This window comes from Granulicatella sp. 20925_1_28 (assembly GCF_041433575.1).
Taxonomy (GTDB): domain Bacteria; phylum Bacillota; class Bacilli; order Lactobacillales; family Aerococcaceae; genus Granulicatella.
Window position 1 is genome coordinate 1 of the sequence record NZ_JAPWBS010000008.1, and the last position, 20,033, is coordinate 20,033.

Genomic DNA, 20,033 nt, shown 5'->3' on the forward strand with positions numbered 1-20,033 from the left:
ACAGGTGAACCAACTGACGCTACAGAATTACCAGCAATGAAAGATGGTAAACAAGTGGGTACTTACACAATCAATCCAACTACTGGTGAAGTAACATTTACACCAAACAAAGACTTCGTTGGAACTCCAGATGGAATTTCAGTACAAGCGAAAGATGCGAATGGTACACCAGTAACAGCTAAGTACACACCAACAGTTACACCAGTAACTCCAACTGCTGAAGATGTGACATCAACAGGTAAACAAGGTCAAGAACAAAAACAAACACCTAAGTTTACTGAAGGTGAAGAAGTAGCGCCGATTACAATTAACGCTGAACAACCAGCTAAATTCATCGATCCAGCTACAGGTGAACCAACAGATGCGACTGAATTACCAGCGATGAAAGATGGTAAACAAGTGGGTACTTACACAATCGACCCATTAACAGGTGAAGTAACATTCAAACCTAACAAAGACTTTGTTGGAACTCCAGATGGAATTACTGTTCAAGCAAAAGATGCGAACGGAACTCCAGCGACAGCTAAGTACACACCAACTGTAACTCCAGTAACTCCAACTTCAGAAGATGTAGAGTCAACTGGTAAACAAGGACAAAAACAAAAACAAACACCTAAGTTCACTGAAGGTGACCCAGTAGCACCAATCACAATTAACGCTGAACAACCAGCTAAATTCATTGATCCTTCAACTGGCGAACCAACAGATGCGACTGAATTACCAGCGATGAAAGATGGTAAACAAGTGGGTACTTACACAATCGATCCAACAACTGGTGAAGTAACATTTACACCGAATAAAGACTTTGTTGGAACTCCAGATGGAATTACTGTTCAAGCAAAAGACGCAAACGGAACTCCTGTAACAGCTAAGTACACACCAACAGTTACTCCAGTAACTCCAACTGCAGAAGATGCAGAAACAACTGATGTTCAAGGTAAGACACAAACAGCGAAACCTAAATTCACTGAAGGTGACTCTGATGTGCCACTTGATGACACAGTACCTGCAACATTCGAAGATGGATCAACTACGAAAGTAATTCCTGGTGTAGGAACATTTACAGTAGCTCCAGACGGAACTATTACATTCGTTCCAGAACCAAACTTTACTGGTGTTGCTCCAGCTGTAACAATTCAACGTGTTGACAAGAATGGTACAGTTGTGAAAGCAAACTATGTTGCAACAGTTACACCAGCTCCAGTGGAACCTGCTAAACCAGTGGAACCTGCTAAACCAGAGGAACCAACGAAGCCTGAAAAACCAGCGCAACCTGAGAAACCTGCTAAACCAGTTGAACCAGCAGAGCCTGCTAAACCAGCGGAGCCAAAACAAGAAGCTCCACAGCAAACGGTTGTAGCACCAGCTGTTGAGAAAACAACTCAAACAGAATTACCAAATACTGGTACAAGCGATGAATACGGAGTATTTAGTGCAGCAGCATTAAGTATCCTAGCATCAGTAGGTTTAGTAGCTACATCTCGTAAAAAAGATGAAGAGCAAGAAGCTTAATTTAAAACATTAAGAACAGCATGGGACTAGGGCAACCTAGCCCCATGTTTTTTTAGTAAAATAAATTGTAGAAATGCGTTGAATACGATAAAATTAAGAGATTAAGTCACTCAAATTTGAAAGAATAAAAAGGAAGGAGGTAGCTATGTTTAGTTCGAAAAACACTCAGATGAATGAGCGTAAAAATCGTTCGAAAGTAACGCGTTATGCGATTAAAAAACTCAGCATGGGAACAGCTTCTGTGGCGGTCGCATTAGGCTTTTTATTGGTGCAAGGACAAAGCGTTGTTTTAGCCGATACCGTTGAAACGACTCAAAGTACTACTGAGACTAAAGCAGAGGAAACATCTGAAAAAGTAGAAGCAACCACTGAAGAAACAACGACTACCTCTGAGGAACAAGCGCCTCGTACTCGTACAAGACGCGAAGCTGGGGACGCTCCAGCAGCAACATCTTCAGTCGGCTCGGATGTTGAAGATGCTACGGCTACTCCTAAAGTTACAAAACCTGGATTTACTAAGGAATTATCGCAAGAAGAATTGCTTAGCCAGGCAAGTTGGATTGATTTTGGTGACGTGGCGAACTGGAGTGGAACTACGACTACTTCAACAGGGCAATTAGCCTTACAAGAAGGGTCAACGTATACAAAAGAAATTAGTCCAGGCTATGTCGTGACGGTTCGCGTGAAGTCTCTGAAACCATTTAACGCAACGGAAATCTACAAGAAGAGACTTGAAGCACAAGGAGCAACGGTGGCTGAAAAGAACACTTATGATCCAAACGCGAAAAATGGATATATGAATAGCGCGGAAAGTGCAGACGGAAAACGTGAATATGGCGCAGGGAAAGAAGCGCTAATTGTCGGCGAACCACAAGACGCGTGGAGTGAAATTTATAATTCAGGAATCGATACTGGTGAAAAGAGAACAACGATTACGACGCAATATGAGGGCGGAAATGTCGGAGTTCAATTTGAAATCACTGGAACGTATAAAGGGAAAACGGTCAAACCAACTGTTCTTATGACAGAAGGAGATTCGTCTAATCTAGGGGAGTTGTCTCTCTATACAACTAACGGAACAGGCTGGCAGCATTTTGCAGAATGGTATAAATACGATAGCCCTTATACGCTGAATTATTTCCCACAAGATACAAAAGACTTATTCGATCCGAATAAAAAAGTTATTGGATTCAGACCGCTTCCGATTAATGGAGTGAACTACCACAGTGGAGAGTTGGCAGCGATTCGTGAGGCTACGCAGGTCGGGCCCGATAAGAAACCTGTGGCGTGGAAATACTACGGAAGTGCTGACCAGAAAACAGGCGGACTTGGAACGGGTGTATTTGGACCAAACCTTTCTGCCGGAATGGTGGCTGTACCGATTGTCATGACGCAAGGAGCTACAGAAGTGAGTCTGTATATGGCTTCGGCAAGTAAGCAGTCTGCCATGATTGGATTCTTACCATTTGACGAAAGTGATGCTCCGGAAAGTTACGGAAAAGCGACGCATAGTATTAACCAAGTTCACAATGTGACAGGGGAAGATGTAAAGCAACCGTATCTTGGAGATACACGTCCAGATGTCGATGAAAATGTGGACCGTACGAACTGGAAAGGCGACGATGCAGAAGGTTCTGCCGATGAAGGCATTGACCAAATCCTTCCAGCGGACCTTAAAGGGAAAACAAACGGTATTTTAGTGTTAGACCGTACGAATACAGGCGATTTAACCTTATCCGTTGAGGCGCATACAGGTGGAGCGGACGAAGCAACACTTTATGGATGGGTAGATTTTAACGGAAATGGAACTTTTGATGAGGACGAGCGCTCGGAAAAACTAACGATTACTGCAGACGGCACGGCTACTCTTGTCTTCAAAGATGCTTTCAAAAAAGTAAATGTTTCACTGAGTGAGCTTGGTGCGCGAGTGCGTATCGCAAAAAACGCCACTCAAATTGAGAAGCCAACAGGGATGGCCTTGTCAGGTGAAGTGGAAGATTTCGAAGTACATTTAACATTCTTGCCAAGAGGAAGTAAGACCGAAACGGACGGACTACAAGGAATTCCACAAACGGGAACAGTGGTCTTTACGCCAAGCGGAAAACAACGCTATTCACTAACAGACGATGCGGTGATTGACGAAGCCATCGAACCGGTTATCGTTGATAAGACGGGTGCCAAAGTGGCGCTTGACGCTGAAGGGTACTATGTGGTGGCAGGCGAAGGGAAATATAAAGTCACGGGAGCAGGAAAAGATGTGACCGTTACATTTATTCCAGAAGCTGGATTTGTCGGGACAGGCAAAGGAATCACGATTCGTCGAACGGACGATAATGGAAATGATACCGGATGGAAGCCAGTGAGCGCGAATGAGACGATCGTAAGCGACCAAACAGGGACCATGGACGGACGCTATATTCCAACGGTTGTCCCAATGTCAAAAGAACTCACAAGTACAAAAGTACAAGGGCTCGTCCACGTGGAAACACCGAAGTTCGAAGGAAAGGATGGAGCTGTTACACCTTCAAGCGAGAAGCCAATGGTCTTAGTTGATCCAAAGACTGGCAAGGCACTTGGTGCGAGTGCTCCAGCGATGAAAGATGGAAAAGAGGTTGGAACGTACACGGTCGATGAAACGACGGGGAAAGTAACGTTCACACCGAATAAAGACTTCACCGGAACGGCAGACGCAATCGTTCTTCAAGTGATTGAAAAAGCAACAGGAAAAGCAATTGCTGGCTTGAAATATACGCCGACAGTTACTCCAGTCACTCCAACCGGAGAAGATGTGACAACGACTGGTAAACAAGGGAAAGTTCAAACCGGAACACCGAAGTTTACCGAGGGAGATGCGGAAGTTCCATTGAAGGTCGATGCAGACCAACCAGCGAAATTTGTCGTAAATGGAACTGCAGTAGAAGACACAACGATTGACGCTATGAAGGATGGCGCAAAAGTTGGAACGTATACTCTTGATTCACTAACAGGTGAAGTGACATTTACGCCAAATAAAGATTTCGTAGGAACACCAGATGCGGCTACCGTTCAAGTCAAAGATGAGAATGGAACTACGGCAACTGCGAAGTATACGCCAAATGTGACGGCAGTCACTCCAACGGGAGAAGACGTAACATCTACTGGTAAACAAGGGAAAGTTCAAACCGGAACACCGAAGTTTACCGAGGGAGATGCGGAAGTTCCGTTGAAAGTAGACACAGACCAACCTGCAAAATTCGTAGTGAATGGAACTGCAGTAGAAGAAACAACGATCGACGCTGTAAAAGACGGCGCAAAAGTTGGAACTTACGCAATTGATCCATTAACAGGTGAAGTGACATTTACACCAAATAAAGATTTTGTAGGAACGCCAGACGCGGCAACTGTTCAAGTGAAAGACGAGAATGGCACTAGTGTAACGGCGAAGTACACACCAACTGTAACGGCAGTGACACCAACGGGAGAAGAAGCGACTTCGACTGGTAAACAAGGGAAAGTCCAAACAGGAACACCGAAGTTTACTGAGGGAGATGCGGAAGTTTCGTTGAAAGTAGACGCAGACCAACCAGCGAAATTTATCGTCAATGGAACTGCAGTAGAAGACACAACGATTGACGCTATGAAAGATGGCGCAAAAGTTGGTACTTATACGATTAATCCATTAACAGGCGAAGTTACGTTCACACCAAATAAAGATTTCGTAGGTACACCGGATGCGGCTATCATTCAAGTCAAAGACGAGAATGGAACTAGCGCAACGGCGAAGTATACGCCAAATGTGACGGCAGTAACGCCAACCGGAGAAGACGTAACTTCAACGGACGTTCAAGGAAAGACACAAACTGCTAAGCCAATCTTTACAGAAGGCGACGAAGAAGTGCCACTAGATGATAGCGTACCAGCTACCTTCGAAGATGGAACGACTGAGAAAGTCACTGCAGGTGTGGGAACATTTACCGTAGCAGCGGACGGAACGATTACCTTTGTTCCAGAAGCAAGCTTTACAGGAGAAGCTCCAGCGGTCACAATCCAACGAGTGGATATGAATGGGACCGTTGCAAAAGCAAGCTACACAGCAACAGTGACGCCGACTCCAGTGGATCCCGTTAAACCTGAGAAACCGACGAAGCCTGAAAATCCTGCGCAACCTGAAGAACCTACTAAACCAGCTGAACCTGCTAAACCATCGGAGCCAGAACCAGAAGCTCACAAGCAAACCGTTGTAGCACCAGCTGTTGAAAAAATAACTCAAACAGAATTACCAAATACGGGGACAACGGATGAGTTTGCAATTTTCAATGCAGCAGCTCTTAGCATTTTAGCTTCATTAGGCCTTATAGCGACTTCTCGTAAAAAAGAAGAGCAGGAAGCATAACCGATAAAAAACATAAAGCGTGAGACTAGAATTCCTAGTGTCACGCTTTTTTGACGTTGCAAAACTTTCATTATGAGAGTAGACTAGAAAGGTACACACTGAAAAGGAGTGATTTGAATGAAGAAAATCGAACAAAAAGATTTATTCGAGTTGAAAAATGTAGGGCAACCTGTTGTGTCAGGAGATGCTTTCTTTTTTACAGAAACAAAAATGAATGAAAAGAAAAATACGTACGAGACAGCCATCTATAAGTACACCGCTGACGGCAACGTGGCGTATGGAGACGAAGGGACAGTGAATTCATCGCTGAAAGTCTCTCCAGATGGGAAATGGATCAGCTTCATCAGCAATGCAGGAGAAGAAAAAACGCCTCAACTAAAAATCCAATCGGTTCAAGGTGGGAAAGCTATTGCCTTAACAGAAGAGAAAAAAGGTGTGTCTAGCTACGTGTGGGCAAAAGATAGCAAGTCTATCGTCTTTCAAACTACAAAACCAGAGGAAGAAGAGAAGAAAGAAGAATTCCCTCAACCAATCGTCGTTGAAAAAACAACGTATCGTTTTGACGGCGGAACATTCTTACCAAACGACGAAGTGACACAAATCAAAAAAGTGGACGTTGCTACAAAAGAAGTAACAACACTATTCGAATCAAAAGAATCTATCGGACTTCGCGATGTATTGCATAATGAAACAACACTTGTAGTGGACCGCGATTTATCAAATGTTCGCTGGACATTAGACAGTGCAGAAGCGTGCTACGTGGACGTTACAACAGGCGACATTCATCCGATTCTTGAAGCAGGAACAGATGAGTCTTATCGCTATGTGTTAGATGCAAAAGGCGGAGCAGTCTTGCAATATAGTTCAGGAGAGCACGGATTTGTAACGCAAGCAGACTTAATCGTGAACTTCGACAGCAAACCAGATGCGGAAGGCCATATTTTAAACTTAACAGCCGACCTTGATGTGGAATGGGGCGACTGGCTCGTGGCGGATTTCCAACAAGCCGTGACAGGAGTTGAGCCACAATGGTTTGACGAAGAAAGCTTCTTAGCGTGCGCAAGCGTTGAAGGTAGAACTGTTCTTTACCGTTTGTATTTAGACGGACGAGTGGAAAAAATCTTCGATGAACTCTTACACCTAACAGGAGCAACGATCATCTCTGAAGACGAGTTATTCATCACGTACTCAACCACAACGGTACCAAGCGTATTAGCGCGCTTAAATTTAACAACAGGAGAAATCACAGACCTATACAATCCAAACGAAGCGTACTTAGCCGAGCATATCGTTACAACGCCTGAACGCTTCACTTATAAAGGATACGACAACTGGGATATCCACGGATGGTACATGCCGCCAGTAGAAAAAGCAGACAAGCACGCGGCAATCCTCTATGTTCATGGGGGACCACAAGTGGCGTACGGCGAAAGTTTCTTCCATGAAATGCAAGCCCTTGCTGCAAAAGGTTACGGCGTGATTATGATTAACCCTCGCGGAAGTAACACATACGGACAAGACTTCGTGAAGAGTATTCTCGGCGATTACGGTAACCACGATTTCGACGACTTAATGTTGGGGGTAGACTACATCTTAAAAACACACCCTGAAGTTGACGCGGACCAATTATACGTTGCCGGAGGAAGCTATGGAGGATTCATGACAAACTGGATTGTAACGCATACCGATCGCTTCCGTGCTGCCGTGACACAACGCTCTATCAGTAACTGGATTAGCTTCTACGGTACAAGCGACATCGGCCCATTCTTCGTAGAAAAACAATTACTGGATGATATTAACCACACTAAACGCTTATGGGAAATGTCACCTGTAGCTCATGCGAAAAACGCGAAGACGCCATTACTGGTCTTACACGGACAAAGTGACTTACGTTGCCCACAAGAACAAGGGGAGCAAATGTATATGGCCATGCGTAAAAACAATGTGCCAACAAAAATGATTTTATTCCCTCAGTCTAGCCACGGACTATCTCGTCAAGGATTACCAAACCTTCGTCAAGTACGTCTAAAAGCAATTACAGACTGGTTTGAAGAATATTCAAAATAACAGCGTCCTCTCTCAGATAGCAGAGGTTGACGCACATACGAAATCAAATCAAATTAAATAGGGTGAGTCGATATCGGCTCACCCATGTTGCTTAATTAGAATAATAAAGAGTAGAGTTTATTAGCCTAATTGAACAAATTTAAATGGCGTTGCATTGTCTCCACATTAGACTGCAACTGTTGAAGAGAAGTATTAAAGTCGTTCATCCACTCGGTTGAAACGACGGATATCTTTAACCGCGCTTCGTTTGTCATGCGAAGCAATGTTTCAAGCGACTGCAAAATGTCGTCTGATTCCTTGCCGACAAGTTCCGTTCGGTAAGTTGCAATCAGCATTTCACGGTCCGTTTGAAATTGTTCATACAGTAAATTGTCACAAGACGCAGCCAAAAAGCAAGTACGAGCAGTCAGGTTTTCCGTATTACAAATCATGATAATGTTCTCTGCATTCTGAAATCGTTGTTGATGTGGATCTTGATTTTTCGGATTGTCACATAACTCCATGGTTTGTGCCTGAACTCGAAACCACTTTAAGCATTTCTCTTCGGGTATACCAAAGCGTTCGAAGGCTCGTTGTTTAAAGTGTTTTGTGAGAGAATACTGTTGAAAATTCGCAAGTCCCATAACGTACACCTCCTTTCTCAAATTTTCACCTATATTATACTCCTCACGCTAGAGAAAAACACGAAAAGAAGAGTAGATTTGTTGACGAATGTGAGGGAATACTGTATTCTACTAAAAGGAAAAATTAATAGTGACCTGTAAAGGGATATGTGTTGACAGATTCTCTATTATTTGGTAGACTATTGAAGTTGAGAAAACAAGCAGAAGCATCCCGCTTCTCGCCTAAGTTGACAAGAGTCCTTGGGCTGATAGGAAATGTTCAAGTTTTAAAAAGACATTGGCAGCGGGAGTATTCTACTACTTCCGTTGCTTTTTTGCTTTTTTTCTCTCAAAAATTCTTGGAGGTGAATATCATAGCAAAAGATATGATGGTCAATGATGGAATTCGCGCTCGTGAGTTACGTGTTATTGACAATAACGGTGAACAAATTGGTGTTCAAACGAAAAACGATGCTTTACGTTTAGCAGAACAAGCTGGACTTGATCTAGTATTAGTTTCGCCAAACGCAAAACCGCCAGTTGCCAGAATTATGGATTATGGTAAATATCGCTTTGAACAACAGAAAAAAGAACGAGAAGCTCGCAAAAACCAAAAAGTCATCAATATCAAAGAAGTGCGTTTAAGCCCTACAATTGATGAGAACGACTTTAATACGAAGTTAAAAGCGGCGATCAAGTTCCTTGAAAAAGGCGATAAAGTCAAAGCAAGCATTCGATTCAAAGGTCGTGCCATTACTCATAAAGAGATTGGTCAAAAAGTTCTCGAGCGTTTAGCAGAACAAGTTTCTGAAATCGCGACAGTTGAACAAAAGGCTAAAATGGACGGACGAAGCATGTTCTTGATGTTAGCACCTAAGAATGATAAGTAAAAAAGTAACAGGAGGAAAGTCTCATGCCAAAACAAAAAACACACCGTGGTTCAGCTAAACGTTTCAAACGTACAGGTGGTGGAGGATTAAAACGTTCTCAAGCCTTCACAAGCCACCGTTTCCATGGCAAAACTAAAAAACAACGTCGTCACTTGCGTAAACAAACAATGGTTCACGCTACTGACATCAAACGTATTAAACAACAATTAAGTCAAATGCGTTAATTCAGCACGCAAACTATTACATTTTCGAACAGTCGCAAGAGACTGATAGACCAAGGAGGAATTAATTATGCCACGTGTTAAAGGTGGAACAGTTACTCGTCGTCGTCGTAACCGCGTTTTAAAATTAGCAAAAGGTTACTACGGAGCGAAATCAAAATTATTTAAAACAGCTAAACAAGCAGTCATGAAATCATATATGTATGCTTACCGTGACCGTCGTCAAAAGAAACGTGACTTCCGTAAATTATGGATCGCACGTATCAATGCGGCAGCTCGTTTAAACGGATTAAGCTACAGCAAATTAATGCACGGCTTAAAATTAGCTGGTATCGAAATGAACCGCAAAATGTTAGCTGACTTAGCAGTTAACGATGCAGCTGCTTTCACAGTATTAGCAGACAAAGCTAAAGAAGCATTAGCAAAATAATTTTATTTTCTAGATAATAGATCCACATTTGAGCCCCGTTAAACTCAATGTGAAGAATACCAAGAAAGAAATTGGAGGAAACAATCGTGCGTACAACATACATGGCTAAAGCTAGCACTACAGAACGTAACTGGGTTGTTATCGACGCTACTGATGTGCCATTAGGACGTCTTTCAGCTGTTGCAGCAAGCATTTTACGTGGAAAAAACAAACCAACATTTACACCTAACGTTGATACAGGTGATTTCGTAATCATCATCAACGCTGACAAAGTTGCCTTAACAGGTAAAAAAGCAACTGATAAAGTTTACTATCACCACTCAAACCACCCTGGTGGATTGACAGCTCGTACAGCTGGTGAATTACGTGCTAACAACTCTCGTAAATTAGTTGAATTATCAATCAAAGGCATGTTACCTAAGAACTCATTAGGTCGTCGTCAATTTACTAAATTACATGTTTACGGTGGAGCTGAACATCCACATGCTGCACAACAAGCAGCAGTAGTAGACATCCAATCACTAATCTAAGGAGGAAAAAGCATTGGCTCAAGCACAATACCGCGGCACTGGACGCCGTAAAAACTCAACTGCCCGTGTTATCTTAGTACCAGGGACAGGAAACATTACAATTAACAAAAAATCAATCGAAGAATACATCCCATTTGCTTACTTACACGAAGTAATCAAACAACCTTTAAACTTAACTGAAACTTTAGGTTCATACGACGTTTTAGTTAACGTTAACGGTGGTGGATTCACAGGTCAATCAGGAGCTATCCGTCACGGAATCGCTCGTGCATTATTAACAGTTGACCCTGACTTCCGTGGAGTGTTAAAAGCTGCTGGCTTATTAACACGTGACCCACGTATGAAAGAACGTAAAAAACCAGGCTTGAAAAAAGCTCGTAAAGCATCACAATTTAGTAAACGTTAAAACTTATTTAAACTTATTGAAAGCATTTCGTATCAAAAATACGGGATGCTTTTTCTGTTCACCCCAAATTTTTGTAACTAGGTGATACTTGAAATTAATACAAATTTGGTTGTTTTTGATAAATCTAAGCAACACTACATGATGAAGTGAAAGGGGATGAATCTTTGATAGTATTCACTTATTGTGAAATATGATATATTTATTAATTAGATGGATGAATACTTCTAGAGTTAAATATAGTATAATAGGGACATACTTTTTGGTTTATTTTTGTTTGTAGTCGGATTATGAAAGAATATCCAATATTATGCGATAAGATAGAATGTTACAAAAAAGAAAGGGGATGCAATCCGATGAAGAAAGACAGATTAATTGTATTGACAGATGCTGTTCTAGCAATTATTATGACCATCTTGGTTTTAGAGTTAGAAAAACCAACAACACCAAGTCTTGAAGCTTTTTGGGATTTACGGCAAAATTTCTTTGCTTGTTTTCTTTCCTTTTTCTGGTTGGGATCGTTATGGATGGCACTAAACACATTATGGGAAAAGGTTGAGAAAATTTCCTCAGAAATTATTTGGTGGAATTTGTTTCTACTCTTGGAGCGGCAGGAGTTCTCTTTGGAGAATTTCATGCCATCCAAGATACCAGTCTGAATGATGTGGTGGACCGGATCTATATAAATGTCAAGGATTTACCGTTTCAGTCCTTGGGAGCTTTAGCTAATATCCTGTCTGATATTAAGAAGGGACTGATTCAAGACAGTCATATCTGGTCTTTCTTCCAGTCATTTTTCAAACAATATCAGTTGATAATCAGCTTAAATCAGATCTATCAGTTTGTCTATCTTTCTCTGATGGAGATCATGTCCTATCTTCACTTTGATTATTGGAAAAAAACGGCTCGGTCAGGAGCTAGTATGAATAAGGAGAACAAATGAAACGTTTAAAAATGTTATGGCATATTATGCAGGTTACGGGTTTTACTCGGTTTGCTCTGAGTTTTGTGACCTTTGTTTTTGGGTCAGGAGGCGTGCTTTTCCTAGTTGAACCTGCTATCACAAATTACGGAGACGGTCTTTGGTATGCTTTTGTGACTTCGACGACTGTCGGCTACGGGGATCTCCTAGCTGTGACCTTGATTGGAAGGATTACCAGTGTCTTCTTGACGCTTTATGGGCTCATATTTTTTGGCTGTTTATCAGCTGTTATTTTTAATTATTATACCAATTTAAATAAGGAAAGAGGAGAGGACAAATGACTGCCAATTATTCAACACGGGAATACCGTGAGAAATTATACGATGACCTTCATGTTCGATTGAGAGATACAGCGATTTTGATGTGTGCAATTTTTATTGCCTCTATCGGACTAAATATGAATTCAACAGCTGTCATTATAGGAGCCATGTTGATTTCACCTCTCATGACACCGATTGTTGGACTGGGATTCGGTTTAGCTATTTTTGATACGCGTTTAATCAAGCAATCTCTAGAGGTTTTATTGACTCAAGTGTTGGTCAGTTTGCTTGTCTCGACTCTGTATTTCTGGATTTCTCCCTTGTCTTATGCAAGTAGCGAGTTGATTGCACGAACCTCTCCAACCATTTGGGATGTCCTCATTGCTATTGCTGGTGGGATTGCTGGTGTGATCGGTTCAAGGAAAAAAGAAGCAAACAATATCGTGCCAGGAGTAGCCATTGCTACAGCTCTGATGCCACCTATCTGCACTGCAGGCTATGGTTTAGCTAATGGGAATGTACGATTTTTATTTGGGGCCCTTTATCTTTTCTTGATCAACTGTGTCTTTATCATGCTAATCAACATTGTTGGAACAAGAATTATGATGAGAAAGTCTCCCTTAAGTTCATTTAATGAGCTAAGCATTAAAATGAGAATTGGGTTGATATCCTTGATTGTATTATTGGTCCTTCCAGCCAGCTATTCAGCAGTCACTCTGACGATGGATCAAGCGCGAAAAGAAGGAATCAAACAGTTTGTAGGAAATGAGTTTGCCAATCATACGGTCATTAATCAAGTCTACAAGTCAAGTAATAATGAATTGGTCTTGACGGTTGTTGGAGATCCGATTTCAGAAGAAGAATTAGAAACCATTCGCCAAAAACAAGCCTCTTACGGTATTCAATCTGTTCAATTGAAAGTCAAGCAATTCAATAATTCGGCAAAATTAGATAGTGAGACGATCAAGGAATTTTACGAAAACATTGACAAGTATATCGAACAAAAACTCTCAGAAAAGGATTTACAAAACGATCGCGCAAAAGAAAATGAAGCAGACAAGGATTGAGAACGATGAACTGAATAGGTTTTTCTTTTTGTTTGTTTTCTGATAGCGGTCAATAAATGAACAAAGCAAGCCTCAAAACGTTAATACATTATGGGAATTACTTACAAGATCTCAGCACTCTGTATTTACAGGGTGCTTTTTTGTTAGTACGAATTATTTATTCACTGCACGTATTTTGGTATAATGCGGATATTAACTTTATTAGTCGAGGAGTATTTATGTCTTATATCAGCACCATTAAAATCGCACTGATTTTATTTCCTATTTTAGCGTTTGTCATTACCATTCCGTACATGATTGCAAACTATCGAAAATACGGTTCGGTGAATAAATTGCGCACGGTTATTTTTTATTCATTTATCTTATATTTACTGGCGGCATATTCATTAGTGAACTTGCCACTGCCTGACCCATCGACCATTCATACGACGTACACAGACAAGTTAAACCTTGTTCCGTTTTCATTTGTGGCGGATTTCTTCAACGATAGCCCGTTTGTACTGACGGACCCGTCGACATGGATTGATTCGATGAAATATCCATCGTTCTACATTCCAGCATTCAATGTATTGATGCTCGTACCTTTCGGGGTGTACATGCGTTATTATTTCAAATGCAGCTTCAAGAAGACGATTTTATTAACGGCGCTAGTCAGCTTATTCTTTGAGCTTACGCAATTATCTGGATTGTACTTTATTTATCCAGGTCCTTACCGCCTATGCGACATCGATGATATTATTCAAAATACGACGGGTGGCGCACTCGGGTACTTCATTGGCCAACTTGCGGTTAGGGTACTTCCTTCAAGAGATGCCATAGATGAGAAATCCTTTGAGGAGGGTACTCGCGTATCGAGCATTCGCGTCATGTTATCGCTTCTCATTGATGCGGCAATTGTCTACGTACCGTATAGCTTCTTGAATACAACCATTCCAGTTTCCGCATTGTTTGCATTGTATTTCGCTTTGGTACCACTCATTAATGGAAAAACGCTCGGAAGCGCCTTGCTTAAATTCGGAGTGGAGTTCAAAGACAACAAAGCTATTCGCACAGTGCTCAGAGGTATCCTCATCACAGCGTACTTCAACTGGATTCCGCTAGGTTTACTCACACTCATGGATGTCTTTAACTTTGAAGCAGAAACACCAGAATTCCTCGTATTATTCGCAGGCACCTTACTCGTATTCGTATTGTACTTCTTAATCATCCTTATCGTGACGCTCTTCAATCGTCGTTTCCTATTCGACCGATTAACAGGGGCGGAGTACCAAAGCACAATTGATAGAAAAGCATAATCGTTTTTCTAAAATGAAATTAACATTCTATAGCATCCCATTTATTGGGGTGCTTTTTTGTTGTAGAAATGGAGAGCATAGAAAAAGGAATTAAGTAAACATTGTACTTAATTCCTTTGTAAATAAATCTATTCAGTTTACGATTAAAATACATTTCTTACTATAAAGAGGTAAGAAAAGTAAGTCCGCCCAAAATGACTCCAGCTGCATTAGGGAAAATAAGTATCCAGTCTTTTTTTGGTTCTTTAGTCCAACCGTAAATAACCCAGATTAGACAAGAAACGGCAGCAAAAAGCGGCTGGAAAGGTTGACCTTTACTTCCTTGTAGGTTTGCGATAATTTGTGGAATATAAGCAATAAATACAAGGAAACCAATAAAAGCTCCAATAGATCCAACAAAACGGTTAATCTTTTGTTTTGACATATGTTTCCTCCAAAAAAGTTAATACGAATATACTAACACATATTTTTTATTTTATAAACTTATATTGCTTTAAAGAGTCATTTTTAAAGATTTCTTAATCGGTTAAAGAATAGTTTAAATTACAAACGGATTGGACAGAAAAGCGAGAATAAAATGCGGATATGGTATAATGGAGTAACAAGTATTTCATTAGAGGAAGTGGCCAGATGAAAATTATAGTTGATCGCAATTCGGTTTGTGCCGGAGATGATATATACAATCATGAGATGACATTCGAGGTGCCAGAAAGCCTTACCGTAGCAGAATTCTTTGACTTGGTGGAGAGTCACGGCTTCTTAGCATCGATTGTAGGAAATGATGTAGCGTGGGGGCTTCAAAATCACACAGGTAACATCGGAGAGTATTTTACAAAAACAGGAGAAGTCACTCATCCAGAAGTGAGCATTAAAGATAAAATGGACGAAGCGGGCGGAGACCCTCATTTCTTCGTGCGCTATTATAGCAATCCCGAATGGGCCAGAGAAAACAGTAATGGAGGACAAGCATGAACCGTGAAGAGTTTTTAAATAGAATCAATAAAGAAGGGTTTTCGTTTGCCATCGATATGACACGCTGGGGATTTTCGGATTGCAAGTCACTCGTTCGCAGTCGCAGGCTTTCTGAGGAACAGCTCTACCAGATGTTTGTGGAATTTTGCGAGGAGCTTGAGAACTGTCTCAAGGAAGCTGGGGACGAGCGTCGCATGCTGTTTAATAAATATCCCGTAAGCCCAGTTCATGATAAATATAAAACTAAGTTCGATGCGATTTCTCCAAACGGACGCGAATTCCGCTTCGATTTTGTATTTCGCAATGACAATCATCTGAAAGTGTACCATCTATTCGAAACGATTAATGGACGCAAGAAGGTTACATGGAAGGATATTCTTTGGGAAATTGTAGATGTATTATAACTAGAAAGTTCAACGAGATGGGGGATTGGATATGGAAATGGAAAACGAAACAACCGCACTCAAATGGGTCTTCTACCGAGAAGTGGATGTCCCACGCGATATCGAAGAGATGCTTGTGACAGGAGAGGTGGCAGACCGCGCCTTCAAAACGGTACGAGACGTAGCGGTATTCACGAATAAACGCTTGATTGTCAAAGACGTCCAAGGACTAACAGGAACGAAAGTAGAAATGTATTCCTTACCGTATAGCGCAGTAAATATGTGGTCTACAGAAAATGCGGGCATCCTCGATTACACGGCAGAGGTGGAGTTGTGGACAAGAGCAGGCCATATTAAAATTGAATTGAAACGCGGCATCAATATCCGCGAGTTCGAACGCTTACTGGCAGAGTATATTTTATAAAGAAAAAAGAGTCGCTACAATGATATGTAGCGGCTCTTATTTGTTAGGCTCTATTATTTGTTGAAAGAATTTTTAATTCCTTCTACTGCGCCTTCAACGCCTTCTTTAACGTTTTCGATAACTTCTTTGGCTTTACCTAAACCTTTTTCTACTGTACCTTCAGTTTCAGTGCTTTTATCACCAGTAACTTTACCTAATACTTCTTTTGCAGCACCTGATGCTTGTTGTAATTTATCTTCTAATGACATTTGAAGACCTCCTTTGTTATTTATACTATTAAGTCTAACATTAAAAAATTTATTTACAAAAGTTTCTGCTTGAGAAATTATTCGTAAGCAGATGTTTTAAAGAGAAGTAAAGACTCATGTTAAAATAATTCTAATGAGACTCAAGGAGGAAACCATATGACAGAATATCAATTACCACGCGTTTGGAGCGCAGCCGATTCTAACCAAGGGAAGTTCTCAGGAATTAACCGTCCAACGGCAGGATCGCGTTTTGAACAAACCTTACCAGTCGGAGAAACAGACTTACAAGTGTATTCTCTTGGGACACCAAACGGCGTTAAAGTGACGATTATGCTGGAAGAATTACTCGAAGCAGGAGTTGATAAGGCAGCCTATGATTTATTCAAAATTACGATTATGGATGGGGACCAATTCGGTAGCGACTTTGTAGCGATTAACCCGAACTCGAAGATTCCAGCACTCTTAGATCGTTCAGGGAATGAACCGATTCGTGTCTTTGAGTCAGCGAATATCTTGCTTTATTTAGCCGAAAAATTCGGAATATTCCTTCCAGAAGACACAGCTAAACGTACAGAAGTCTTAAACTGGCTCTTTTGGCAAACTGGAGCAGCACCATTCTTAGGGGGCGGATTTGGGCACTTCTTCAATTACGCACCAGAGAAAATCGAGTACGCGATTAACCGTTTCACAATGGAAGCAAAGCGCCAATTAGACTTGCTCGACAAAGAGTTAGCTAAACGCCCGTATATCGCAGGAGACGAATATACGATTGCCGATATCGCCATCTGGTCTTGGTACGGTCAACTCGTTCAAGATAAACTCTATCAAAATTCTGCAGAATTCTTAGATGCACAAAGCTATAAACATTTAAATGAATGGGCAGACCGCATTGCCCAACGTCCCGCCGTACAAAAGGGAGTAAAAGCGGAGTATAAATTAATTAAATAAAGAAGGGTTAGTATGATTGAATATAAAAACGTCGCCTTGCGTTATGATGAAAAGCTCGTTTTAAAAGACGTGAACTTAAGCATTAACGACGGCGAATTTATGGTGTTAGTGGGGCCATCCGGTTCAGGGAAAACAACCATGTTAAAGATGATTAATCAGTTGATTGAACCGACTGATGGAAATATTTATTTAAATGAAAAACGAATCAAGGAACATGACCAACGAAAATTACGTTTAGAGACAGGATATGTTCTTCAACAAATCGCGCTGTTCCCGAACTTAACGGTGGCGGAAAATATCGCGCTCATTCCTGAAATGAAAGGGTGGAAGAAGGAGCAAATCGCTGCGAAAACAAAGGAACTACTCGATAAAGTAGGCCTTCCAGCAGAAGATTATGCGAAACGACTTCCAAGCGAACTCTCTGGTGGGGAACAACAACGGGTTGGGATTATCAGAGCCATTATTGCAGAACCGATGACACTATTGATGGACGAACCGTTCTCAGCGCTTGATGCGATTTCTCGTAAGCAACTACAAGAACTCACGAAGGCATTGCATCGTGAGTTTCAAATGACGACGGTTTTCGTGACACACGATACGGATGAAGCGTTGAAGTTGGCTGACCGTATTGCGGTTTTAAAAGATGGAGCAATTCAACAAGTTGCACCACCTGAAGAAATTCTAGAGCATCCTGCAACGGAATTTGTCGCAGAATTGTTCAAAGGAGGTGCCGTTCATGCATAATCTCGTAACGACCTTCCAAGAGCGTTTTAGCGACTGGACAGTAGCATTAGGGCAACATTTACAACTCTCGCTCTTAGCCTTACTGATTTCGATTGTGGTGGCCGTTCCATTAGCGGTTGTTTTAAGCTCGTACAAGCGCTCTGCGGCATTTGTCCTTCAACTGGCAGGAATCTTCCAAACGATTCCGTCACTGGCGCTATTAGGGCTCTTTATTCCATTTATGGGCATCGGAACGGTCCCAGCCCTTACAACGCTTGTGATTTACGCGTTATTCCCGATTTTACAAAATACGATTACGGGACTCGAAGGGATTGACCCAAGTTTAGAAGAGGCAGCCATTGCCTTTGGAATGACGAAGTGGGAACGCCTGAAGAAGTTTGAGATTCCAATCGCGATGCCTGTTATCATGTCAGGGGTACGCACCTCTGCAGTCTTCATTATCGGGACAGCCACTCTTGCAGCGTTAATTGGGGCAGGGGGACTTGGCTCGTTCATCCTTCTTGGGATTGACCGTAACAATGCCAGCTTAATTTTAATTGGGGCTATCTCTTCAGCGCTTCTGGCGATTGCGTTTAGTACATTGTTGAAATGGATGGAACATGCGAAATTAAAAACGATTTTCGCAACTTTTATCGTCCTATTTGCCGGACTAGGAGCGTCTTTTGTTTCTGGGATGATGCCTTCGATGGGCCAACAAACACTGATTATTGCCGGTAAATTAGGACCGGAACCAGAAATTTTAGCGAATATGTATAAACTCCTTATTGAGGAAAATACGAAGCTGAAAGTCGAAGTGAAGCCGAACTTCGGGAAGACGAGCTTCCTATATGAAGCCTTGAAAAATGGGGACATCGACATTTACCCAGAATTCACAGGAACGATTACGGAGAGCTTGTTGAAGCCAGCACCGAAAGTGTCGCATGATCCAGAAGAAGTGTACGAAATGGCCAAAGAGGGTATCTTGAAACAAGACGGATTGGCGTTCTTGAAGCCGATGGACTATCAAAACACGTATGCCGTTGCAGTCCCAAGAGCCATCGCCGAAAAATACGGACTCAAGACGATCTCTGACTTAAAGAAAGTGGAAGGGCAATTGAAAGCCGGATTCACGCTGGAGTTCAACGACAGAGAAGACGGAAACCGTGGCCTTCAAAAAGTATATGGATTGAACTTAAACGTCGCAACGATGGAACCAAGCCTGCGTTACCAAGCGATTAAATCGGGGGACATTCAAATCACCGACGCTTATTCTACAGACGCAGAAATCACGCGTTATGACTTGGTGGTGTTGGAAGACGACAAACAATTATTCCCACCTTACCAAGGCGCACCTTTAATGAAAGAGGCGTTGTTGAAACAACATCCGGAATTGGAAGGTGTACTGAATGTGTTATCTGGAAAGATTACGGCAGAACAGATGAGTCGCATGAACTATGAAGTGGGAGTAGAAGGCAAGTCCGCCGAAACGGTTGCTCGTGAGTTTCTACAAAGCCAAGGATATATTAAGTAGGAAACGGTGTTTCCATAAAAATACTTTCGGACCTTTTGGTTGTTGTAGTAAAGATAACTGCTACACCGGGTTGAGCCTTAAGTCTCAACTCCTAGCAAGCTTCAAAGAGCGGGTAAAAGTTGAAAACTTTAACCCGCTCTAATTCACATTGCTTGTTTGTCGCGGTTATCTTT

General features: G+C 41.7%; 21 protein-coding genes and 1 other annotated feature. Of the genes, 18 read left to right on the top strand and 3 right to left on the bottom strand.

Annotated features, from left to right (window positions below; translation table 11 throughout):
- The 3 genes from O3793_RS05240 to O3793_RS05250 all read left to right on the top strand — a co-directional run.
- Positions 1 to 1,512, top strand: a 1,512-nt coding sequence (locus O3793_RS05240) for an Ig-like domain-containing protein (protein WP_371446147.1), incomplete at its 5' end; no start/stop codon positions are given.
- A 145-nt stretch (positions 1,513 to 1,657) separates the two neighbouring features.
- Complete coding sequence (locus O3793_RS05245; RefSeq protein WP_371446148.1) at positions 1,658 to 5,884, top strand: GEVED domain-containing protein; 4,227 nt, start codon at positions 1,658 to 1,660, stop codon at positions 5,882 to 5,884.
- 117 nt (positions 5,885 to 6,001) lie between these two features.
- Positions 6,002 to 7,951 (top strand): alpha/beta fold hydrolase, encoded by a 1,950-nt coding sequence (locus O3793_RS05250; protein ID WP_371446149.1) that lies wholly within the window; start codon positions 6,002 to 6,004, stop codon positions 7,949 to 7,951.
- Between the two features lie 125 nt (positions 7,952 to 8,076).
- Here O3793_RS05250 and O3793_RS05255 read toward each other — a convergent pair whose 3' ends face one another.
- The gene (locus O3793_RS05255) at positions 8,077 to 8,574 is read right to left on the bottom strand and encodes a hypothetical protein (RefSeq protein ID WP_371446150.1); all 498 of its coding nucleotides are present in this window, start codon (positions 8,572 to 8,574) and stop codon (positions 8,077 to 8,079) included.
- A 192-nt stretch (positions 8,575 to 8,766) separates the two neighbouring features.
- Positions 8,767 to 8,895: a sequence feature (ribosomal protein L20 leader region), on the top strand.
- A 44-nt stretch (positions 8,896 to 8,939) separates the two neighbouring features.
- Between O3793_RS05255 and infC the strand changes: the two genes are divergently transcribed.
- The 9 genes from infC (at position 8,940) to O3793_RS05300 (ending at position 14,631) form a co-directional block, all read left to right on the top strand.
- Positions 8,940 to 9,443, top strand: coding sequence for a translation initiation factor IF-3 (infC, locus tag O3793_RS05260; protein ID WP_005605919.1), 504 nt, complete (start codon positions 8,940 to 8,942; stop codon positions 9,441 to 9,443).
- Between the two features lie 23 nt (positions 9,444 to 9,466).
- Complete coding sequence (rpmI, locus tag O3793_RS05265) at positions 9,467 to 9,667, top strand: 50S ribosomal protein L35 (RefSeq protein WP_005605917.1); 201 nt, start codon at positions 9,467 to 9,469, stop codon at positions 9,665 to 9,667.
- A gap of 67 nt (positions 9,668 to 9,734) precedes the next feature.
- Positions 9,735 to 10,094, top strand: coding sequence for a 50S ribosomal protein L20 (rplT, locus tag O3793_RS05270; RefSeq protein ID WP_005605911.1), 360 nt, complete (start codon positions 9,735 to 9,737; stop codon positions 10,092 to 10,094).
- Between the two features lie 86 nt (positions 10,095 to 10,180).
- A complete protein-coding gene (gene rplM / locus O3793_RS05275) occupies positions 10,181 to 10,624 on the top strand; it encodes a 50S ribosomal protein L13 (protein WP_371446151.1) in 444 nt (147 codons plus the stop codon).
- Positions 10,625 to 10,637: 13 nt separating this feature from the next.
- Complete coding sequence (rpsI, locus tag O3793_RS05280; RefSeq protein ID WP_005605904.1) at positions 10,638 to 11,030, top strand: 30S ribosomal protein S9; 393 nt, start codon at positions 10,638 to 10,640, stop codon at positions 11,028 to 11,030.
- 353 nt (positions 11,031 to 11,383) lie between these two features.
- A complete protein-coding gene (locus O3793_RS05285; protein ID WP_006151097.1) occupies positions 11,384 to 11,686 on the top strand; it encodes a TMEM175 family protein in 303 nt (100 codons plus the stop codon).
- Positions 11,687 to 11,966: 280 nt separating this feature from the next.
- A complete protein-coding gene (locus tag O3793_RS05290; RefSeq protein ID WP_004250850.1) occupies positions 11,967 to 12,290 on the top strand; it encodes a potassium channel family protein in 324 nt (107 codons plus the stop codon).
- The gene (locus tag O3793_RS05295; protein ID WP_371446152.1) at positions 12,287 to 13,336 is read left to right on the top strand and encodes a DUF389 domain-containing protein; all 1,050 of its coding nucleotides are present in this window, start codon (positions 12,287 to 12,289) and stop codon (positions 13,334 to 13,336) included. The genes O3793_RS05290 and O3793_RS05295 overlap by 4 nt, the downstream gene beginning before the upstream one ends.
- Positions 13,337 to 13,554: 218 nt before the next feature.
- The gene (locus O3793_RS05300) at positions 13,555 to 14,631 is read left to right on the top strand and encodes a VanZ family protein (protein ID WP_371446153.1); all 1,077 of its coding nucleotides are present in this window, start codon (positions 13,555 to 13,557) and stop codon (positions 14,629 to 14,631) included.
- 160 nt (positions 14,632 to 14,791) lie between these two features.
- Here O3793_RS05300 and O3793_RS05305 read toward each other — a convergent pair whose 3' ends face one another.
- On the bottom strand, positions 14,792 to 15,055 hold the full coding sequence (locus tag O3793_RS05305) for a SemiSWEET family transporter (RefSeq protein ID WP_048709611.1): 264 nt from the start codon (positions 15,053 to 15,055) through the stop codon (positions 14,792 to 14,794).
- Positions 15,056 to 15,261: 206 nt separating this feature from the next.
- Between O3793_RS05305 and O3793_RS05310 the strand changes: the two genes are divergently transcribed.
- Genes O3793_RS05310 through O3793_RS05320 form a run of 3 tightly spaced genes read left to right on the top strand, consistent with a single transcriptional unit; the run spans position 15,262 to position 16,410 of the window.
- Positions 15,262 to 15,603, top strand: a complete 342-nt coding sequence (locus O3793_RS05310; protein WP_371446154.1) for a hypothetical protein — start codon at positions 15,262 to 15,264, stop codon at positions 15,601 to 15,603.
- Positions 15,600 to 16,007 carry a hypothetical protein gene (locus O3793_RS05315; protein ID WP_371446155.1) on the top strand — a complete coding sequence of 136 codons (408 nt, stop codon included), beginning with the start codon at positions 15,600 to 15,602 and terminating at the stop codon, positions 16,005 to 16,007. Before O3793_RS05310 ends, O3793_RS05315 begins: the two co-directional genes overlap by 4 nt.
- 31 nt (positions 16,008 to 16,038) lie before the next feature.
- Entirely contained in the window at positions 16,039 to 16,410 is a 372-nt protein-coding gene (locus O3793_RS05320) for a PH domain-containing protein (RefSeq protein ID WP_371446156.1), read from the top strand.
- 53 nt (positions 16,411 to 16,463) lie between these two features.
- On the opposite strand, the gene O3793_RS05325 is transcribed toward O3793_RS05320, so the two are convergent.
- The gene (locus O3793_RS05325) at positions 16,464 to 16,658 is read right to left on the bottom strand and encodes a CsbD family protein (RefSeq protein WP_371446157.1); all 195 of its coding nucleotides are present in this window, start codon (positions 16,656 to 16,658) and stop codon (positions 16,464 to 16,466) included.
- Between the two features lie 156 nt (positions 16,659 to 16,814).
- Here O3793_RS05325 and yghU point away from each other — a divergent pair, with 156 nt between their 5' ends.
- The 3 genes from yghU to O3793_RS05340 are packed head-to-tail and all read left to right on the top strand — an operon-like array spanning position 16,815 to position 19,860.
- On the top strand, positions 16,815 to 17,606 hold the full coding sequence (gene yghU, locus O3793_RS05330) for a glutathione-dependent disulfide-bond oxidoreductase (protein WP_371446158.1): 792 nt from the start codon (positions 16,815 to 16,817) through the stop codon (positions 17,604 to 17,606).
- Positions 17,607 to 17,618: 12 nt separating this feature from the next.
- The gene (locus O3793_RS05335) at positions 17,619 to 18,350 is read left to right on the top strand and encodes an ABC transporter ATP-binding protein (RefSeq protein WP_371446159.1); all 732 of its coding nucleotides are present in this window, start codon (positions 17,619 to 17,621) and stop codon (positions 18,348 to 18,350) included.
- On the top strand, positions 18,343 to 19,860 hold the full coding sequence (locus O3793_RS05340) for an ABC transporter permease/substrate-binding protein (RefSeq protein ID WP_371446160.1): 1,518 nt from the start codon (positions 18,343 to 18,345) through the stop codon (positions 19,858 to 19,860). The genes O3793_RS05335 and O3793_RS05340 overlap by 8 nt, the downstream gene beginning before the upstream one ends.
- Positions 19,861 to 20,033: the final 173 nt, after the last annotated feature.